18 protein-coding genes are annotated in these 16,180 nt (G+C 33.0%); 17 read left to right on the plus strand and 1 reads right to left on the minus strand.

Annotated features, from left to right (window positions below):
• The 7 genes from CBR30_05880 to CBR30_05910 form a co-directional block, all read left to right on the plus strand.
• On the plus strand, window positions 1-200 hold a 200-nt coding region (locus CBR30_05880), incomplete at its 5' end, for a hypothetical protein (protein ID PMQ01355.1).
• 78 nt (window positions 201-278) lie between these two features.
• Window positions 279-1,016, plus strand: coding sequence for a phosphonate metabolism transcriptional regulator PhnF (locus tag CBR30_05885; GenBank protein PMQ01356.1), 738 nt, complete (start codon window positions 279-281; stop codon window positions 1,014-1,016).
• Window positions 1,017-1,028: 12 nt separating this feature from the next.
• Entirely contained in the window at window positions 1,029-2,225 is a 1,197-nt protein-coding gene (locus CBR30_05890) for an anhydro-N-acetylmuramic acid kinase (GenBank protein PMQ01357.1), read from the plus strand.
• Window positions 2,222-2,872: a hypothetical protein gene (locus tag CBR30_05895; protein PMQ01358.1), complete on the plus strand. Its 651-nt coding sequence runs from the start codon at window positions 2,222-2,224 to the stop codon at window positions 2,870-2,872. The genes CBR30_05890 and CBR30_05895 overlap by 4 nt, the downstream gene beginning before the upstream one ends.
• Window positions 2,873-2,932: 60 nt before the next feature.
• On the plus strand, window positions 2,933-4,444 hold the full coding sequence (locus CBR30_05900; GenBank protein ID PMQ01359.1) for an ABC transporter substrate-binding protein: 1,512 nt from the start codon (window positions 2,933-2,935) through the stop codon (window positions 4,442-4,444).
• Between the two features lie 50 nt (window positions 4,445-4,494).
• Window positions 4,495-5,445 carry a glutathione ABC transporter permease GsiC gene (locus CBR30_05905; protein ID PMQ01360.1) on the plus strand — a complete coding sequence of 317 codons (951 nt, stop codon included), beginning with the start codon at window positions 4,495-4,497 and terminating at the stop codon, window positions 5,443-5,445.
• Window positions 5,446-5,448: 3 nt separating this feature from the next.
• The gene (locus CBR30_05910) at window positions 5,449-6,282 is read left to right on the plus strand and encodes a glutathione ABC transporter permease GsiD (GenBank protein PMQ01361.1); all 834 of its coding nucleotides are present in this window, start codon (window positions 5,449-5,451) and stop codon (window positions 6,280-6,282) included.
• Window positions 6,283-6,572: 290 nt separating this feature from the next.
• Here CBR30_05910 and CBR30_05915 read toward each other — a convergent pair whose 3' ends face one another.
• The gene (locus CBR30_05915; GenBank protein PMQ01362.1) at window positions 6,573-6,890 is read right to left on the minus strand and encodes a hypothetical protein; all 318 of its coding nucleotides are present in this window, start codon (window positions 6,888-6,890) and stop codon (window positions 6,573-6,575) included.
• Between the two features lie 593 nt (window positions 6,891-7,483).
• On the opposite strand from CBR30_05915, the gene CBR30_05920 reads away from it, so the two are divergent.
• From CBR30_05920 to cas6, 10 genes are all read left to right on the plus strand, one after another.
• Complete coding sequence (locus CBR30_05920; GenBank protein ID PMQ01363.1) at window positions 7,484-8,245, plus strand: SIS domain-containing protein; 762 nt, start codon at window positions 7,484-7,486, stop codon at window positions 8,243-8,245.
• The gene (locus tag CBR30_05925; GenBank protein PMQ01364.1) at window positions 8,232-8,669 is read left to right on the plus strand and encodes a hypothetical protein; all 438 of its coding nucleotides are present in this window, start codon (window positions 8,232-8,234) and stop codon (window positions 8,667-8,669) included. Before CBR30_05920 ends, CBR30_05925 begins: the two co-directional genes overlap by 14 nt.
• Window positions 8,670-8,705: 36 nt before the next feature.
• Complete coding sequence (locus CBR30_05930) at window positions 8,706-10,433, plus strand: hypothetical protein (protein PMQ01365.1); 1,728 nt, start codon at window positions 8,706-8,708, stop codon at window positions 10,431-10,433.
• A gap of 22 nt (window positions 10,434-10,455) precedes the next feature.
• Window positions 10,456-11,745 carry a hypothetical protein gene (locus CBR30_05935; protein ID PMQ01366.1) on the plus strand — a complete coding sequence of 430 codons (1,290 nt, stop codon included), beginning with the start codon at window positions 10,456-10,458 and terminating at the stop codon, window positions 11,743-11,745.
• A gap of 11 nt (window positions 11,746-11,756) precedes the next feature.
• Entirely contained in the window at window positions 11,757-12,410 is a 654-nt protein-coding gene (locus tag CBR30_05940) for a sugar ABC transporter permease (GenBank protein ID PMQ01367.1), read from the plus strand.
• Between the two features lie 29 nt (window positions 12,411-12,439).
• On the plus strand, window positions 12,440-12,646 hold the full coding sequence (locus CBR30_05945; protein PMQ01368.1) for a hypothetical protein: 207 nt from the start codon (window positions 12,440-12,442) through the stop codon (window positions 12,644-12,646).
• Window positions 12,639-13,484, plus strand: a complete 846-nt coding sequence (locus tag CBR30_05950) for a sugar ABC transporter permease (GenBank protein PMQ01369.1) — start codon at window positions 12,639-12,641, stop codon at window positions 13,482-13,484. The genes CBR30_05945 and CBR30_05950 overlap by 8 nt, the downstream gene beginning before the upstream one ends.
• A gap of 1 nt (window position 13,485) precedes the next feature.
• Window positions 13,486-14,361, plus strand: a complete 876-nt coding sequence (locus tag CBR30_05955) for a hypothetical protein (protein PMQ01370.1) — start codon at window positions 13,486-13,488, stop codon at window positions 14,359-14,361.
• An 80-nt stretch (window positions 14,362-14,441) separates the two neighbouring features.
• The gene (locus CBR30_05960) at window positions 14,442-15,401 is read left to right on the plus strand and encodes a hypothetical protein (GenBank protein ID PMQ01371.1); all 960 of its coding nucleotides are present in this window, start codon (window positions 14,442-14,444) and stop codon (window positions 15,399-15,401) included.
• Between the two features lie 50 nt (window positions 15,402-15,451).
• On the plus strand, window positions 15,452-16,180 hold the full coding sequence (gene cas6, locus CBR30_05965; GenBank protein ID PMQ01372.1) for a CRISPR-associated endoribonuclease Cas6: 729 nt from the start codon (window positions 15,452-15,454) through the stop codon (window positions 16,178-16,180).

The raw sequence follows: 16,180 nt of genomic DNA on the forward strand, positions 1-16,180 counted from the left end.
TATTTATGGGAGCATTGTTAGTTATTTACTTAACATCAAAAATAGAGAAGGGAGAGCATAGAATAAAGTTATTAAAAGAGGAATTAAAGAGAGGAATAATAAGCTTCATAAATTTTGCCTTAAGAATAATTGAGATATTAAGATTGAGGTTAAAGATAAGCAAGAAAGGAAGAATTGTGCTTATGATTGGGGGTGATTAAAAATGATTACAGATCAGTTTTTATCACCATTGACTTATTTTTATTTTTCCCATATAATTGTTATATCAATATGATAATATGAAGAGGAGAGAGATGGAGAAGGATTTACCTCTTCCTTTGTACTATAAACTTAGAGAAAGTATAAGAGAAAAAATATTAAAGGGAGAGTATCCCCCTGGAAGTAAAATTCCATCAGAACAAGAATTGGCACAAAAATACAAAGTTTCAAGAATGACTGTTATTAGAGCTATTAATGATTTAGTTCAAGAAGGATTACTTTATAGAAAACAAGGTAAGGGAACTTTTGTAAGTATCCCACAAGTTCAGCAGAGATTAGGAAAACTTACCAATTTCACCCAAGACATGCTATCAAGGAATCTAAAGCCTGATAGTATTATTTTAAATTTGGAATTAATTTCTCCATCCTTTTTAATTCAAGAGAAACTAAAGATAAATGAAGGTACAAAGGTTTGGAAACTTGAAAGATTAAGATTAGCTGATGAAAGCCCTATGGGTCTCCAAACAGCATATCTTCCATCAGATATTTTCCTTTATATTGATAAAGAAGAATTAGGAAATGGCTCCCTTTATGAATACTTAAAGAAAAAATATGGAATAGTATTTAAAAGGGCAGAAGAAACTTACTGGGTAAGAATGCCAAATAGTTATGAGGCAGAGAAGTTAAAAATAGGAAAAAATAATCCCATTTTTTATGTACAGAGAATAACTTTTTTGACAGATGAAAAACCCGGAGAATTTGTAGAATCAATCCTAAGAGGAGATAGATATCAATTATATGTGGAATTAACTACTTAGGGGTGTAATTTTATGTTTATAAAAAATATCTCTCCAAATGAGAAAAGATTAGTTTTGGGAATGATGTCAGGAACATCTTGTGATGGAATTTCTTGTGCATTAATAGAGGTTCAGGGATTAAGAGAAGAGAAAAAAATCAAATTTATAGGTTATCTTCAATATCCCTATCCTAAGGAGATTAAAGAGAAGATTTTCAAAGTTTACCCTCCTAATTTCTTTCAGGCAAAGGATTTGGTAAGACTCCATCATACTATTGGAGAAATTTTCTCTGAAGCTGCATTGGAACTACTGAATAAACTAAATATTAAAAAAGAACAACTTTTTGCTATTTCAGCCCAGGGACCAATTCTGTATCATGATCCTCCCTCTGAAGAAAATAACTATAAAGGAGCTCATATGGAGATAGGAGAATCTGCAGTGATTGCAGATAGGCTTGAAACTATTACTGTTATGGATTTAAGGGCAGCGGATATTGCAGGAGGAGGACATGGAGCTCCCTTGAGTGTATATGTGGACTATCTTCTTTTTAAGGATGAGAATATAAATAGAGCAGTACAAAATATCGGTGGAATCGCCAATGTTACCTTTCTCCCTAAGGACATTTCCTGGGACTCTCTAAAGTCCTTCGATTGTGGACCTGGAAATATGCTAATCGATTATGCGGTAAGATATTTTACCAATGGAGAACTTGAATATGATCCCGATGGAAGTATAGCTAAAAAAGGGAAGATCAATGAAGAAATTCTTTCCATTCTCATGGACCATCCATATATAAAAAAGGAGCCACCAAAAACTACAGGAAGAGAGCTTTTTGGAGAAAATTTCTTCAAGGAAGTATTAAAAATGGCAGAAGAAAAAAATCTCTCCTTTGAAGATATTGTTGCTACCCTTACAGCTTTTACTGTGGAAGCCATCGCATATAGTTATGAAAAATTTTATCCAAAGGGATACGAGCTCCAAGAAGTAATATTAGGTGGTGGAGGGACCCATAATAAAACCTTAGTAGAGTGGCTAAAGAAAAGGCTCCATCCCATAAAAGTGAAGACCCATGAGGATTTTGGGATTCCAAATGATGCAAGAGAGGCAGTAACCTGGGGAGTATTAGCGGATGAAATGCTCTTTGGAGTACCAAATAACGTTCCTTCCGCATCGGGGGCAAAATACCCAGTATTTGGAGGGAAAATTTCTCTTCCCCCAAAAAAGAGATGAAAATTATAGTTTTTGGTGCTCATATTATGGATGCTGAACTTATGGCAGGAGGGCTTGCTGTCAAGTACTCTCCTTTTGGGCATGATATAAGGTTTATTGCCCTTACAGGAACCAAAGAGGACCCTCTTTATGAAGATATGAAAAGGGCGGAGAAAATCCTGGGGGTGACTTCAGATTGCTTAGGAATTAGAAAGGATGAACTTCTAAAAGATTCCGTTATAAATGAGATTACCATCATGTTACTTAAAGAAAAACCAGATTTTTTGGTTACACACTGGAGTGGAAGCTGGCACCCAACCCATAGAAAAACTCACTTTTTAATTTTAGAGTCTATCCAAAGAATATTAAAAATTTCAAGCTTTTCTTTATCCTTAGAAAATGTACTCTTTGGTGAAAACTTTGAAGACCTAAAAGATTTCTCTCCAGACATATACATTCCTTTGGAGGAGGAAGAAGTTAATAAATGGTTCTTGGCATTGGAGGAGTTTAGAATATTTAGAGAAGAAAAGAGTTTAGACTTTAAAGGTAATCTTTCCTATTTCCCTTATAAAGGATTTTATAGATCTATGGTAAGAGTGCATGGTCTTGAGATAGATTTAGAATATGCTACAGTCTTTAAAAAACTGCACTCTTTAAAATTAATGTAACAAGGGGGTGAGAAAATTAGTGTGTTTATTAAAAAAAATAATTAAAAGGGGGTTATCTAAATGAGAAAATTACTTGTTTTTTCCATTATGATTCTGTTTGTTATCTTTTCTTTCTCCTCTGGAAAGGTAAAAGGCGGAACTCTAACCATTGGAGTGGATCAGGAGGTTGTAGGCTTAGACCCCAACATAGTAACTGCATTTTCTTCTTTTAGAAGAATAGATCTTCTTTATAATAGGCTTGTTAAATATGATCATAACTTAAATATTGTACCAGATCTTGCATCATCATGGGAGATTCCTGATAATTTAACATACATTTTCCATCTTAGAAAGGGTGTAAAATTCCATAACGGAAGAGAACTTACTGCAGAAGATGTAAAATACACGTTAGAAAGAATTCTTGATCCTAAGACAGGTTCACCAGGTCGTTCCTACATTGAACCTATTACAAGTATTGAAATAATTGATAAATATACTATTAAGATCAAACTATCCACACCTTTAGCCTCTCTACTAAGTGGACTTGCTTCTAATAATTGTGCCATCGTTCCTAAGGAAGAAGTTGAAAAATATGGGAATCTACAAAGAAATGTTGTAGGAACAGGACCTTTTAAATTGGCAGAATGGGTCCCTGATAACTATATGAGATTAGTAAGAAATCCTGATTATTTTGAGAAAGGACTTCCCTATCTTGATGAAGTAATCTTTAGAGTAATCCCAGAACAAACTTCTCTTCTTGCAGGTTTAAAAGCAGGCGCTCTTGACATGGCTACAATTAATGATGGTAGTGTTATTTTACAGGCAAAAAAAGATCCAAATTTAGTAGTAATGCAAAAGCCGGGTATAAATGTAAGGACGTTTGGATTTAATACAACAAGGAAGCCTTTTGATGATATAAGAGTAAGACAAGCAATTGCCCTTGCCATAGATAGAGATGAAATAGTTGCTACTGCTGAATTTGGTATGGCAATGCCATCAGGTCCTATTCCAGCTTCTGTAAAAAGATGGGCAAAATCTGTCAAGTTCTTACCATTCTCAAGACCAAATATTAAAAAGGCAAAAGAATTATTGACTCAAGCAGGTTATCCTAATGGCTTCTCCTTTAAAATAGTGTGTTCCCCAACATATGAGGGAGGAATAGCAGTAGCACAAGTAATACAGAATCAGCTAAAAAAAATAGGACTTAAGCCAGAGTTAGAAGTTCTTGAGTGGGGAATGTACATTGATAGATGGAGAAAGAGAGACTTTGATTCAATGGTAGAACTAAGAGGTGGAGACCCTGACCCTGATAGATTTTTATATCGCATATTACATAGCAAAGGAGCAGTTAACAATTTCTTATTTAAAGACGAAGAAATAGATAGGCTATTAGAAGAGGGAAGAAGGCTAACAAAATATGAAGAAAGAAAACCTATATATGATAAATTACAAGCTCTTATATCAGAAAAGGCTCCCGTAATATTTCTCTATGTTCCTTATGAAACTCAAGTACTAAAATCTTACGTAAAAGACTTCAAACAAGTTGGGAATGGAGCTCTATATTATCTTGCAAATACATGGATAGAAAAGTAGTATAAATTTTAGGGGGGAATTGTTCCATAATTCCCCCCTAAGGAGGATAAATGGGAAAATATATAATAAAAAGATTATTATCAATCATTCCTGTTTTATTTGGAGTATCTATCTTAGTTTTTTTCTTAGTAAGATTAATTCCAGGAAGCGCTTTAGAGCTATTTTTAGGGACACAAGTAGAAGCAACTCCTGAGCAAATGGAAGAACTTAAAAGAATTTTTGGAGAAGACAAACCTATTCCTATTCTTTACTTTGAGTGGTTAGCAAGAATCCTAAGAGGAGATTTTGGTTACTCTTTAAGAACAAGTAGACCAGTTTTGCCTGATATTTTAAGTAGACTTCCTCTTAGTTTAGAATTAACAATATTTTCTCTGTTAATTTCTATAATTATTGGAATTCCCTTAGGAATATTATCTTCTTTAAAACAAAATCCTGTTATTGATATTTTAATTAGAATTACTGGACTTTTAGGACTTTCTTTGCCTCAATTTTGGCTTGCAACCCTCTTTGTTATCTTATTTTCTTCTCTTGAAGGTTGGATTCCTATGGGAAATTTCATACCATTTTCCCAAAATCCATTTCTTAATATAAAAATGCTATTTTTCCCATCCTTGGCTATTGGACTTGGTTTAGGAGCGGTAGTAATGCGATTTACTCGAAATAGCATTTTAGAAGTTCTTCAAATGGACTATATTAAGACAGCTAAAGCAAAAGGACTTCCCCAAAAAGTTGTATTATTTAAACATGCTTTAAGAAATGCATTACTTCCAATAGTCACAATTTTAGGTTTTAATGCAGGATATCTATTAGGGGGAGCGATTGTTATAGAAGAAGTATTTGCTCTTCCCGGAATGGGAAGATTAGCTTTGTATGCTATTTTTCAAAGGGATTATCCTCTTCTACAAGGTATAGTTCTAATTATTTCTTTACTATTTGTCATTATAAATTTATTCACTGATATTATTTATGCTCTTATAGATCCAAGAATTAGATATGATTAAAAAATGAAAACATTAATAAGATTTAGAAAAAATTATATAGCTCTTACGGGATTGTCAATCATTATTTTTTATTTACTTATAGCAATAGTAGGAATTTTTTGGACTCCATATGATCCCATTGAAATGAATTATGATGAAATTTTACAGCCTCCATCTCTTAAACATCCTTTAGGGACCGATGAGTTTGGAAGAGACATACTTTCCAGGATTATATGGGGTAGTAGAATTTCTATTTTAATAAGTTTTTCCGCAACTCTCATAGCTTCACTTCTTGGAATATCTATAGGAGTAATCTCTGGTTTTTGGGGCGGGAAATTAGATAATTTTTTAATGAGAGTAGTTGATGTACTTTTTTCTTTTCCCCCCTTGCTTCTTGCCATCTTTATCATGGGAATATTAGGAGAAAAAACTTATAATGTAATAATTGCCATCGGAATAGTCTACACCCCACAATTTGCGAGATTAGTTCGTGCCTCAATTTTAAGTATTAAAAATTTAGATTTTGTTCAATCCGCTTTTGCTATAGGGGGAGGAAAATTTCATATCTTATTTAAACATATTTTCCCTAATATTATTGTTCCTATAATTGTTCAAATGTCTTTGTGTTTATCCTTAGGCATTTTATTAGAATCTGCTTTAAGTTTTTTAGGGTTAGGAGTCCAACCCCCTTATCCCTCTTGGGGCAATATGTTAAGTAGTGCAAGAAGATTTATGATTATTGCTCCTTGGACTGCAATATTTCCTGGCTTAGCTATAGTCCTATTAGTCTTGGGCTTTAATCTTTTAGGAGATGGTTTAAGAGATCTTCTTGATCCAAGATTAAGAAATATTAAATAAAGATAAGATAAAATCAAAGAGAACCTTAATTCTTTCTATCATTTTATCTTTTTCTATTTCTTTCCTTTCTAACTCATTACTACTATTATTACTATGCTGGTACCTATGTCCATACCTATTTGCCAATTTCATTTTGATACTGATCTGTAATCATTTTTAATCACCCCCAATCATAAGCACAATTCTTCCTTTCTTGCTTATCTTTAACCTCAATCTTAATATCTCAATTATTATTAAGGCAAAATTTATGAAGCTTATTATTCCTCTCTTTAATTCCTCCTTTAATAACTTTATTCTATGCTCTCCTTTGGCAAACTTGTTACATATGCGTAAAAATCTTCTTTCCCATTTATCACTTCATATCCTCTTATGTATACATTTGCTACTATCCCATGAATTAGAACTCCTTCATAAATCCCTTTTGGCAACATGGTTATTAGCTTCTCGTTTACATAAACATTCTTCTTTAACCTGATAACAAAATTCATCCCTTTATCTTTTAGAAATTCCATCAGTCTTCTATATGTAAATTCTCTATCAAAGATAAAAACTGTGCCTTTTGGAATTAAGGGAAGAAGTAAAGAGATACTTTCAATCAATAAAATCAACCTCGCTCTTCCATTTTAACTTAGAAAAATCATCTTTCCTTACTGGAATAACTAAAAGTGGAATAGCTCTCCCTCCAATAGGAACAGCAAAAGCTAAAAGTCTCCATTTATCCTTTAGATATGTAAAATCGGTAAGCACATACAATGAAAGATATGGTCTTTTAAGTCTTCTTAATATGAATTTAGCAATTTCTAACTGAATTTCTATAAAGTTCCATTTGTGAGATGTGAAAAATCTCCTAAATCTATTTACCAAAGCTTGAGTAGAGGAGTAGTTAATGGGATTAACAAGGTTTAAAGATAAAGCTTTTTTAGAAAGAGCTCTAATTGCTGTTTTTTCTCTTTTATTAAACTTATTATTAACACAATTAAAATTTCTTTTATCTTTTTTCTTAAAGGAAAATCTGGTAAAATATTAATGACCATAGTTTTCACCTCCCGGGGTTGAAATGTTATCTCTTTCTAATCTAATTCTAACCCTGGGAGGTTTTTCTTTTCAAAAAATGATTACAGGACAGCATTTTGATATTATTGACTTTTTAATTTTAATATCATATAATCATCATATCAACATATCAATTGGGAGGTAATATATGAGTGCAGATCTTTATTTAGAAAGAATCATACAGATATTAATAAAGGTAAAGGAAACCCAAAAGAATAATATTAGAAAAGCAAGCGAACTTATGGCAGATGCTATTTCTCAGGGAAGAGCAGTATATACTTTTGGTTCAGGACATTCTGTTCTTCCAGCCCAAGATGTATTCCCAAGATATGGTACATTTGTGGGAATTCAACCGATCCTTGATTCAAGACTCATGTGGTTTAATATTTTAGGTCCTGGTGGAGTAAAAGAGCTTTTATGGCTTGAGAGGACAGAGGGTTATATAAAAAATGTTTTAGATCAGTATCCCATAACTGAAAAAGATGTAGTAATTGTATATTCTCATGGAGGATTAAACGCAGCCCCTGTTGAAGTAGCTTTAGAGTTTAAGAAGAAAGATGCAAAAGTTATCGCTATCACTTCTATGGAAAATCAAAAGAAGGCAAAAGCGATTCATTCTTCAGGAAAGAAACTTTCAGATATTGCAGATATTACAATAGATAATGGAGTTCCCCCAGAAGATGCATTGATAGAAATTGAGGGGAGAAAAGAGAAAATATCTGCAGGATCAACAGTATCAGCAGTAGCAATAACCATGGCTCTTGTCGCTGAAACTGGGAAAATTTTAAGTGAAATGGGAAAACTTCCTCCCGTATTTATGTCTCCTAATATCTGTAATGATCCAGAACATAATAACAATGTCTTTAAAGCCTACAGAGAATTTTATTTAAAGCTTTTTGATAAAATTTAATATTTTTTATTTTATGTCTAATAAAGGAGGGATTATTTTGAATAAATTTTTCCCAGTATCAGTATGGTATGGAGCAAAAAGAGCAAGAGCGCCAATGATTCTTCCAATTGAAGATAAAGATATACCTCAAATAAGAAAAGATTTAGAAAATATTAAGTCCTTAGGATTCAACGCTGTAAGATTCTGGTATGATTGTGCATCTGCAGAACCTGAACCCAATAAATGGAATTTTAGAGAGATAGATATTCTTTTATCTATTGCAGATGAACTAAATATAAAGGCATTAGTTCAAGTATATACTGATTCTGCTCCAAATTGGGTAGAGATAGAATATCCTGATTCTCTTTTTGAAGATAGGGCAGGATTGAAGATTCATTCTCAAGCATCTCCGGGATATTGTTCAGATCATCCAAAAGTTAGGTAACATATTTCTGAATATTTAAGAAGACTTTCTCAAGTTGTGTCCTCCCACTCCTCTTTTTTAGCCTGGGATATATGGTCAGAACCACATATTGTTCAATGGTCTTGGATAGATTTCATGTATAATCCATGGTTTTGTTATTGTGAAAATTCAAAGAGGAGATTTATTGAATGGCTCAAAAGAAAGTATAAAGATATAGAAGAGTTAAATAGAGCATGGTATAGAAAGCACAGAAGTTGGGAAGAAATAGTAATCCCAAGATATACTTCTTTATCAAGCTTCTCTGATCTTTTGGATTGGATCCAGTTTAATATAGAAAAGATTGCAGAAGATTTAGAATGGAAAGTAAACTTAATAAAACTTTCAGACAAAGTTCATCCAGTATCAAGCCATTGTGCTATTTCCTCAATTTATAGTATTCCTGGTATCTCCTATGGTTCTTCTGATGACTGGATATTGGCAGAAAAAGTGGATATTTGGGGAACATCTTTTTATCCTAAACATACAGGTCCTTGGATGCCTCTAAAACCTCATCAGATGGGGGTTGCCTTAGATGCGACAAGAAGTTCTTGTGAGAGTAGAGGAAAACCTTTTTGGATAGGAGAGCTTCAGACAGGTACTGGAGTTACTGGGATGTTGTTTAGTGTTCCTGTAAAGGAAAAAGATGTGGATCGATGGGCATGGCTTGCTGTTTCCAGAGGAGCAAAAGGAATTAATTATTATGCATGGTTTCCTATGAACTGTGGTTATGAGGTATCAGAATTTGGATTAACAAATCCGGATGGGGGCTTTAATGAAAGAACTTATTCAGCAGGAAGAGTATCAAAAATCATAACAGAGAATATGGATATGTTTTTGAATATAAAGCCATTGGAAGCTCAGGTTGCTATTCTTTACGATATAGAAGCATATAAACTTCTTGCCTGTTTAAGATCACAAGGAGCAGAGATAATAAGAAAGGATATTTTTGGAATATACAAAGCTATAATGAGAGAAAATGTAGAAGTAGATTTTATACATATTTCTGATCTTAACAAGGAAAAGTTGAACAATTACAAGATAATTTTTGCTCCCTTTCCTATAAGTCTTACAGAATCATGCGCTAACTCTCTAAAAGAATATGTAAAATCTGGTGGAGTTTTGATAGCAGATGGAAGGATTGCCTGGACCAATGAAAAAGGGTGGCTTACAGGTAAGATTCCAGGATTTTGTTTAGATGAAGTCTTTGGATGTGTCGAAAATTATATGACAGAGTTAAGGGAGCCCGTAGATATTGAAATAAAAGATTTTGGAAAGATTAAAGGAGTGAATTATATATCTTCCTATACACCAACCTCTGGAAAAGTGATAGGAAGCTATAAAGATGAGAAAGTAATAATTGAAAATGAATACTTTAAGGGTAAAGCTATAATGGTAGGGACACTAATTGGACTTTCTATTGAATTAGGATTTAATGAGAATATAGATTTTATTCTCAAATTGTTAAAAGATTCTGGAGTTTATCCTTATTTTGAAGTAAAAAGTGATTCTTTAGTAGAAGTAAGATGTAGCAAAAGTGAAAAGGAAGGAGTATTTTTTGTATTTAATCATTCTAATGATGAACAGAAAATTGAGATAAATTTTAAGAAAGAGTTATTTTCTTTTATTCCTAAAAAGTTAGTAGATTTAAAAACTAACGAAGAATTTATTCTAAATATTTCAGAAGATAAATTTAGTTTTTCCCTTAAGATTCCTCCAGAAGATACAAGAGTGTTAAAAATAGAATAAAAATTAAAAGGAGGGATATCTCATGAAAAAGCTTCTTGTTCCCATTTTAATTCTTCTCTTAATTTTCACATCTTTAAGTTTTGGGAAAACAAAGCTTATATTTACTGTTCACTGGTCTGATTATCAATTAGAAGGAGTGAAAGATGAAAAAGGAAATTTAGTAACTAAAGGATTAAAACAATATGTGGAAGAATATATGAAAACCCATCCTGATGTAGAAATTGAAATTAGATCTGTAGCCTTTGATGAACTACTTAAGAAAATAATTGTGGACCATACTGCAGGTCTTCCTAGTGATATTTATGTTCTTTACTCTCTCTGGGGAGTTGAATTAGTAAATTCTGGAATTTTAGATCAGCCCCCAATAGATGTCCAAAATGCAGTTCGCCTTCTTTTTGTAAAGCCTGCAGTAGATGGAGCAACTATAAATGGAAAGATCTGGGGAGTACCCATAGAGGTGGATAATTATGCATTAGTTTACAATAAAAAACTCCTTTCAGCAGCTGGATTTAAGAAACCGCCAAAGACTTGGTCTGAATTAGTAAGTATGGCAGCAAAACTTACAAAGAAAAATCCCGATGGATCTATTGCCCAATATGGATTTGCCTTCTTAGCTGGATGGGATTCCGCAGTAGTTCATCCCTATCTTTCTTTACTTTATAGCAATGGTGGAGAATTCTTATCCAAGGATTTCAAAGAATGTCTGTTAGATAGAAAAGAAGCTGTAGAAGCATTAGAGGCAGAATTAGAATTGTTTAAAACAGGAGGAACAGATACTGCAGCAAGTGTTTGGAATTTTCCTGCCGGAAAGGTAGCAATGATGATCATGGCTCCTTGGTATGAAACAAGTTTAAAGATTGCATTTAAAGATAAATATCTAGAGACAGTAGGAGTAGCCCCTATTCCTTATCTTAAGAAACCTGCAACCTGTGGATATACTTGGTTTATTGGTGTAGATAGCGCCTCAAAAAATAAAAAACAAGCATGGGATTTTATTAAATGGATGACCATACAAACCATGTCAAATGGTGCTACAAGAATGGGAGAACTTATGGCTAAAAATATCGGAGCTATTCCTCCAAGAAGAACTGATCTTGATAAATTTCCGGATGAATTAAATGATTTGTACACTGGAGTTTTTGTAAAAGAGTTAATACATACAATTCAAGAACCCAATGTAGCTCAAGGACAGGAGATAAAGACAATCCTTATGAGAGAGATTGTGGAAGCATGGAATAGAAGAAAAACTGCAGAACAAGCTTTAAAGGATGCAAAGAAAAAGATAGATGAAATTCTGAAGGAGAACTATTGAGGTGGTAAATTATGAAGAAAAGCCTTGAAAATAGAATTGGGGCGGGGTATGCGTTCCTCGCCCCCGCCATAATATTTTATATTATCTTTTTCCTATTTCCAGTAATCTTTTCCCTATTAGTCTCATTTAAAAAATGGAATATGCTAACTCCTTTTACAAGAGCACCTTTTATTGGTTGGAAAAACTTCATAGATCTTTTAAAAGATGATCTATTTCTTATGTCCTTACGAAATACCCTTATCTATGCACTCTTAACAGTAAGTATTACTCTAACTATTTCTCTTTTCTATGCTGTTATGATAAATAAGGCAAAATTTTCTGTTCTTTGGAGATTTATATATTTCGCTCCTGTAGTAACTCCTCAAGTAGCGATAGCAACAATTTGGGGATATTTGTATAATCCCAATACTGGTTTGCTAAATGCTATTTTAAGATTTTTCGGTCTTAAGGGGTTAAATTGGCTAACAGATCCTAACATTGCTTTGTTTTCTATTATTCTCACGGCTATATGGGCAGGAATAGGTGGTTCTATGTTAATCTTCACAGCAAGCTTAAAAAATATTCCTCAGGAGTATTATGATGCAGCAAAGATTGATGGAGCAACTGGATTTAAAGAATTTTGGTATATCACTTTACCCCTATTAAGACCTACGCTTCTTTTTTAAGTGCCACTGGATTAATAGGCGCTTGGCAAGTGCTTGATCTTCCTTATATGCTTGGGAGAAATGCTCCTGCAAAAAGCGTAATGACTGTATCCTGGTATACTTATGAGACTGCTTTTCAATATCTGAAAATGGGCAAAGCATCTGCAGGTGCTTTCTTGTTATTTATCGTTATTTTTATAATAACCCTTATTGTCCTTTGGATATTCCGAAGGGGAGGAATTAAAGGTTATGAGTAAAAACACAAAAAACTTACTTTGGGAAGCCTTTAGGTATTCTGTAATAATATTTGGTGCCTTTTGGATGATTTTGCCATTTTTCTGGCTTTTCTCTGCCTCTTTAATGACCCCTCAAGAACTTTTAGCCTTTCCTCCTAAATTTCTTCCCTCTGAACCACAGTGGAAAAATTACGTAGAAGTAATAAAGAAAATACCAATATTATTTTATTATAAAAATAGTCTTATTGTTGCTCTATCAGTAACTATAAGTGTTCTTTTGACAAGCTCTCTTTCCGGGTATGCCTTTGCTAAATTGAAATTTACAGGAAGGGAAGCTCTTTTTAGGTTTGTTCTTTCCACAATGATGTTTCCTGTATTCATTTTTATCATCCCTGTCTACTATCTTATGAAAATATTTGGGTGGTTGAATAATCATCTCTCGTTGATTACCCCATTTATAGTAAGTGGCTATGGTATTTTCCTTATGAGGCAATTCATTTTAACAATTCCCAATGAATTATTAGATTCTGCAAGAATTGATGGGGCAAATGAGCTTAAAATATATTTAAAAATCGTTCTTCCATTATTAAAACCTGCTTTGGCAACTTTGGCAATTTTAACTTTTATAGGACAATGGAATTCCTTTATGTGGCCCCTTATTGTAACATCCTCTTCCCAGCATTTAATGACTCTTCCTGTAGGAATATCAAGACTTTCCTTAGCCTTCTCAACAACAGAAACTCAACATTTAATATTAACAGCTTTAGTTCTACAAATTATTCCAACCGTAGCTCTTTTCCTCTTCTTGCAAAGATACTATATTAAAGGTTTTGTTCTTTCGGGATTTGGAGAAGTCTAAAATGAGCTTCTTTGTAGTAGATATTGGGGGAACAAATTTAAGAATTGCTGTTGTAGACTCTTCTGGGAATATTCTCAAAAAAGAAAGATTTAATACTCCCAAAGATTTTATTGAGATAGGAAAAATCATTGAAGAAAGTTATAAAAATTTGAGTAAAGATTATTCTTTAAATGAAGTTATTGGGATTTCAGTAGCAGGAGCAGTATTTAAAGATGAGATCTGGCTTCCCAATATTTCAGAAGAAAAATTTCCTTTGATGTCTTTTCTTTATGAAAAATTAAGAATTCCTGTAAAAATATTAGACGATAGAGTATCAGGAGCTCTTGGAGAATTTTGGAGAGGAAAGGGGAGAAATAAAGATATACTTTTATATTTTATTATCGGAAAAGGAGTAGGATTAGGAATTATTATTAATGGAAAAACTTTACATGGGAAAAATGGAGTTCCAGGTTCTCTTGGGTGGATCCCAATTGGAAGAAGAAATTATTTTTCCTCAAAGGTTGGAACATTGGAATCTCAAATTTCAGGTCCTTCTATATTGAGGGAATATAACAGAATCTCAGGGAGAAATTTAGAAAAAACTGAGAAAGTATTTGAATTATTCGCAAGAGAAGATAAATATGCAATAGAGGTTATCTCTAAAGTAGGGAAAATATTGGGGAAAACCCTTTCCTCTCTTTTAAATATTTTTGACCCTGATATTATTATTTTATCAGGAAGTATTGGATTAAAATGGGAAACTTTTAAACCTTTTGCTTCCCCTTTCCTAAATCTTTATCTTTCCCCCATTATTAAGAACAACTTTGAAATTACCACATCGGACTTAAGAGAAGACGCACAAATTTTGGGAGTAGCTTATAATCTTTTAGAAAAATAACAAAAATTTAAAGGGACAGTTTCTGACACTCTACCCCGTTAAAATAACCTTAGATAAACTTTTAAGGAGGGTTTATTTTTATGAAAATAACAGATTATGTGAGTAAAATTAAGCTTGGAGAGGTCCAAGTTTGTGAAAATGTTGCCATTTTCCCTCTCTTCTTAGAGATAGAAAATGTTCCCAATTTTATAACCTTGGAGTCCGCCTTAAAAAGCAAAAATTTTTTTGTGAAAGAAGTGAGTAATTCTGGCACAGTTCCTCATTTAAAGGTAATAAATAAACTGGACACACCAGTGTTTATCATGGACGGAGAAGAACTAAGAGGAGGCAAACAAAACAGAGTTCTTAACACTTCTATTTTGGTAAAGAAAAATTCAGAGGTAATAATTCCCGTAAGCTGTACAGAGAGAGGAAGATGGAGCTTTTCTTCAGATGTTTTTGAAGATCCAGAATATATTATTCCAGTAGATATTAGAAGGGGTAAAAACGAATCAGTTTTTAACTCTTTAATACATTATGGGGATTTCGAAAGTGATCAACTATTTATCTGGAATGAGATTGATAAATATCACCAAAATTACAAGGTAGATTCTAAAACGGATGCTCTTAGAGATGTTCTAAAAAGGGAGGAGAAATTGCTTAAGGAAGGATTGAAGAATTTTCCCTATATAAAGGGGCAAAATGGTATTATGGTATTCACAAATGGTGAAATAGATGGGCTTGATATAGTATCTTTATCCTCTGCCTACGAATTACTTCATGAGAAAATTGTAAAAAGCTATCTTTTTAAAAACCATCCTTTAAAAAATAAATTTAAAGAAAACTATATGGAGAAAGCACTATCCTTCTTTAATGAGATCAAAGAGGCAGAAGTTTTGAAATTCAAATCTGTAAGTTTGGGATGGGATATTCGATTTTCTGGAGAAAAATTTTTAGGCTCCATGTTAGTTTATAGAAATAAGCCTATTCATATGAACTTTTTTAAGAGGTATAATCAAAATAAAAAACCCTTTTCAGGGGAGGTGGTAATATTAGACTAAAAGTATTATACGAAGGAGATATTCTCCCTTTGGATTACAGAAACTACTTTATGAAACTCATAAAAGATGCTCTTAGCAACACCGAGCTTGGGAAAGAATATTTGAAAGATTCATATCATTATGAAGACAAATCTAACAAAGCTCCAAAACCTTTTTGCTTTGCAGTAAGGTTTCAACATGATAAAGAAGAATTTAAAAAGGATAAAGAAATTTTTTACCTTAAAAGCCCTATCGAATTTTACGTATCCAGCATTGATACAGGCTTCTTAGTAGCTCTTTACAATGGATTAATAAGCAAAAGGCTATATCCCTTTAAAATTGGAGAGGGGACCATCTCAAAAATGAAAAGCATAATTCTTTTAAGAGAGAAGGAGATAAAAGAAAATAAAGCCATATTTAAGACGTTATCTCCAATTTTAATAGAAGATAAAAACGAAAATCCCCTGCTCCCTCTGGATAAAGATGGACATTTGCTGGAACTCACCAATGAAAATTTTGTTTATTTCCTAAGGGAATTTAACTATATAACGGATTCAATTCTCAAAGTGATAAGAGGTAGTGGCATTAAGGAAAGAATCGAGTTTAAACCTATAAAAATAAGAAAGGAAGTTGTTAAACATAGGGTAAGAGAAAAAAATACAGAGCCTAAAATTTATACCTACACATGCTTTTCTGGGATCTTTGAGCTCTCTGGAGATCCTGAGGATTTAAATTATGTTTACAAGCTTGGGATTGGTTTAAGAAGAGCACAGGGCTTTGGCATGGTGGAGGTGGTGTGA

Origin of the sequence: Dictyoglomus sp. NZ13-RE01, assembly GCA_002878375.1 — a bacterium.
Lineage (GTDB): Bacteria > Dictyoglomota > Dictyoglomia > Dictyoglomales > Dictyoglomaceae > NZ13-RE01.

Coding starts and splice junctions, on each gene's coding strand:
- CBR30_05885 (PMQ01356.1), top strand. CDS start 279: ATGAAGAGGAGAGAGATGGAGAAGGATTTACCTCTTCCTTTGTACTAT.
- CBR30_05890 (PMQ01357.1), top strand. CDS start 1,029: ATGTTTATAAAAAATATCTCTCCAAATGAGAAAAGATTAGTTTTGGGA.
- CBR30_05895 (PMQ01358.1), top strand. CDS start 2,222: ATGAAAATTATAGTTTTTGGTGCTCATATTATGGATGCTGAACTTATG.
- CBR30_05900 (PMQ01359.1), top strand. CDS start 2,933: ATGAGAAAATTACTTGTTTTTTCCATTATGATTCTGTTTGTTATCTTT.
- CBR30_05905 (PMQ01360.1), top strand. CDS start 4,495: ATGGGAAAATATATAATAAAAAGATTATTATCAATCATTCCTGTTTTA.
- CBR30_05910 (PMQ01361.1), top strand. CDS start 5,449: ATGAAAACATTAATAAGATTTAGAAAAAATTATATAGCTCTTACGGGA.
- CBR30_05920 (PMQ01363.1), top strand. CDS start 7,484: ATGAGTGCAGATCTTTATTTAGAAAGAATCATACAGATATTAATAAAG.
- CBR30_05935 (PMQ01366.1), top strand. CDS start 10,456: ATGAAAAAGCTTCTTGTTCCCATTTTAATTCTTCTCTTAATTTTCACA.
- CBR30_05940 (PMQ01367.1), top strand. CDS start 11,757: ATGAAGAAAAGCCTTGAAAATAGAATTGGGGCGGGGTATGCGTTCCTC.
- CBR30_05950 (PMQ01369.1), top strand. CDS start 12,639: ATGAGTAAAAACACAAAAAACTTACTTTGGGAAGCCTTTAGGTATTCT.
- CBR30_05955 (PMQ01370.1), top strand. CDS start 13,486: ATGAGCTTCTTTGTAGTAGATATTGGGGGAACAAATTTAAGAATTGCT.
- CBR30_05960 (PMQ01371.1), top strand. CDS start 14,442: ATGAAAATAACAGATTATGTGAGTAAAATTAAGCTTGGAGAGGTCCAA.
- cas6 (PMQ01372.1), top strand. CDS start 15,452: ATGAAACTCATAAAAGATGCTCTTAGCAACACCGAGCTTGGGAAAGAA.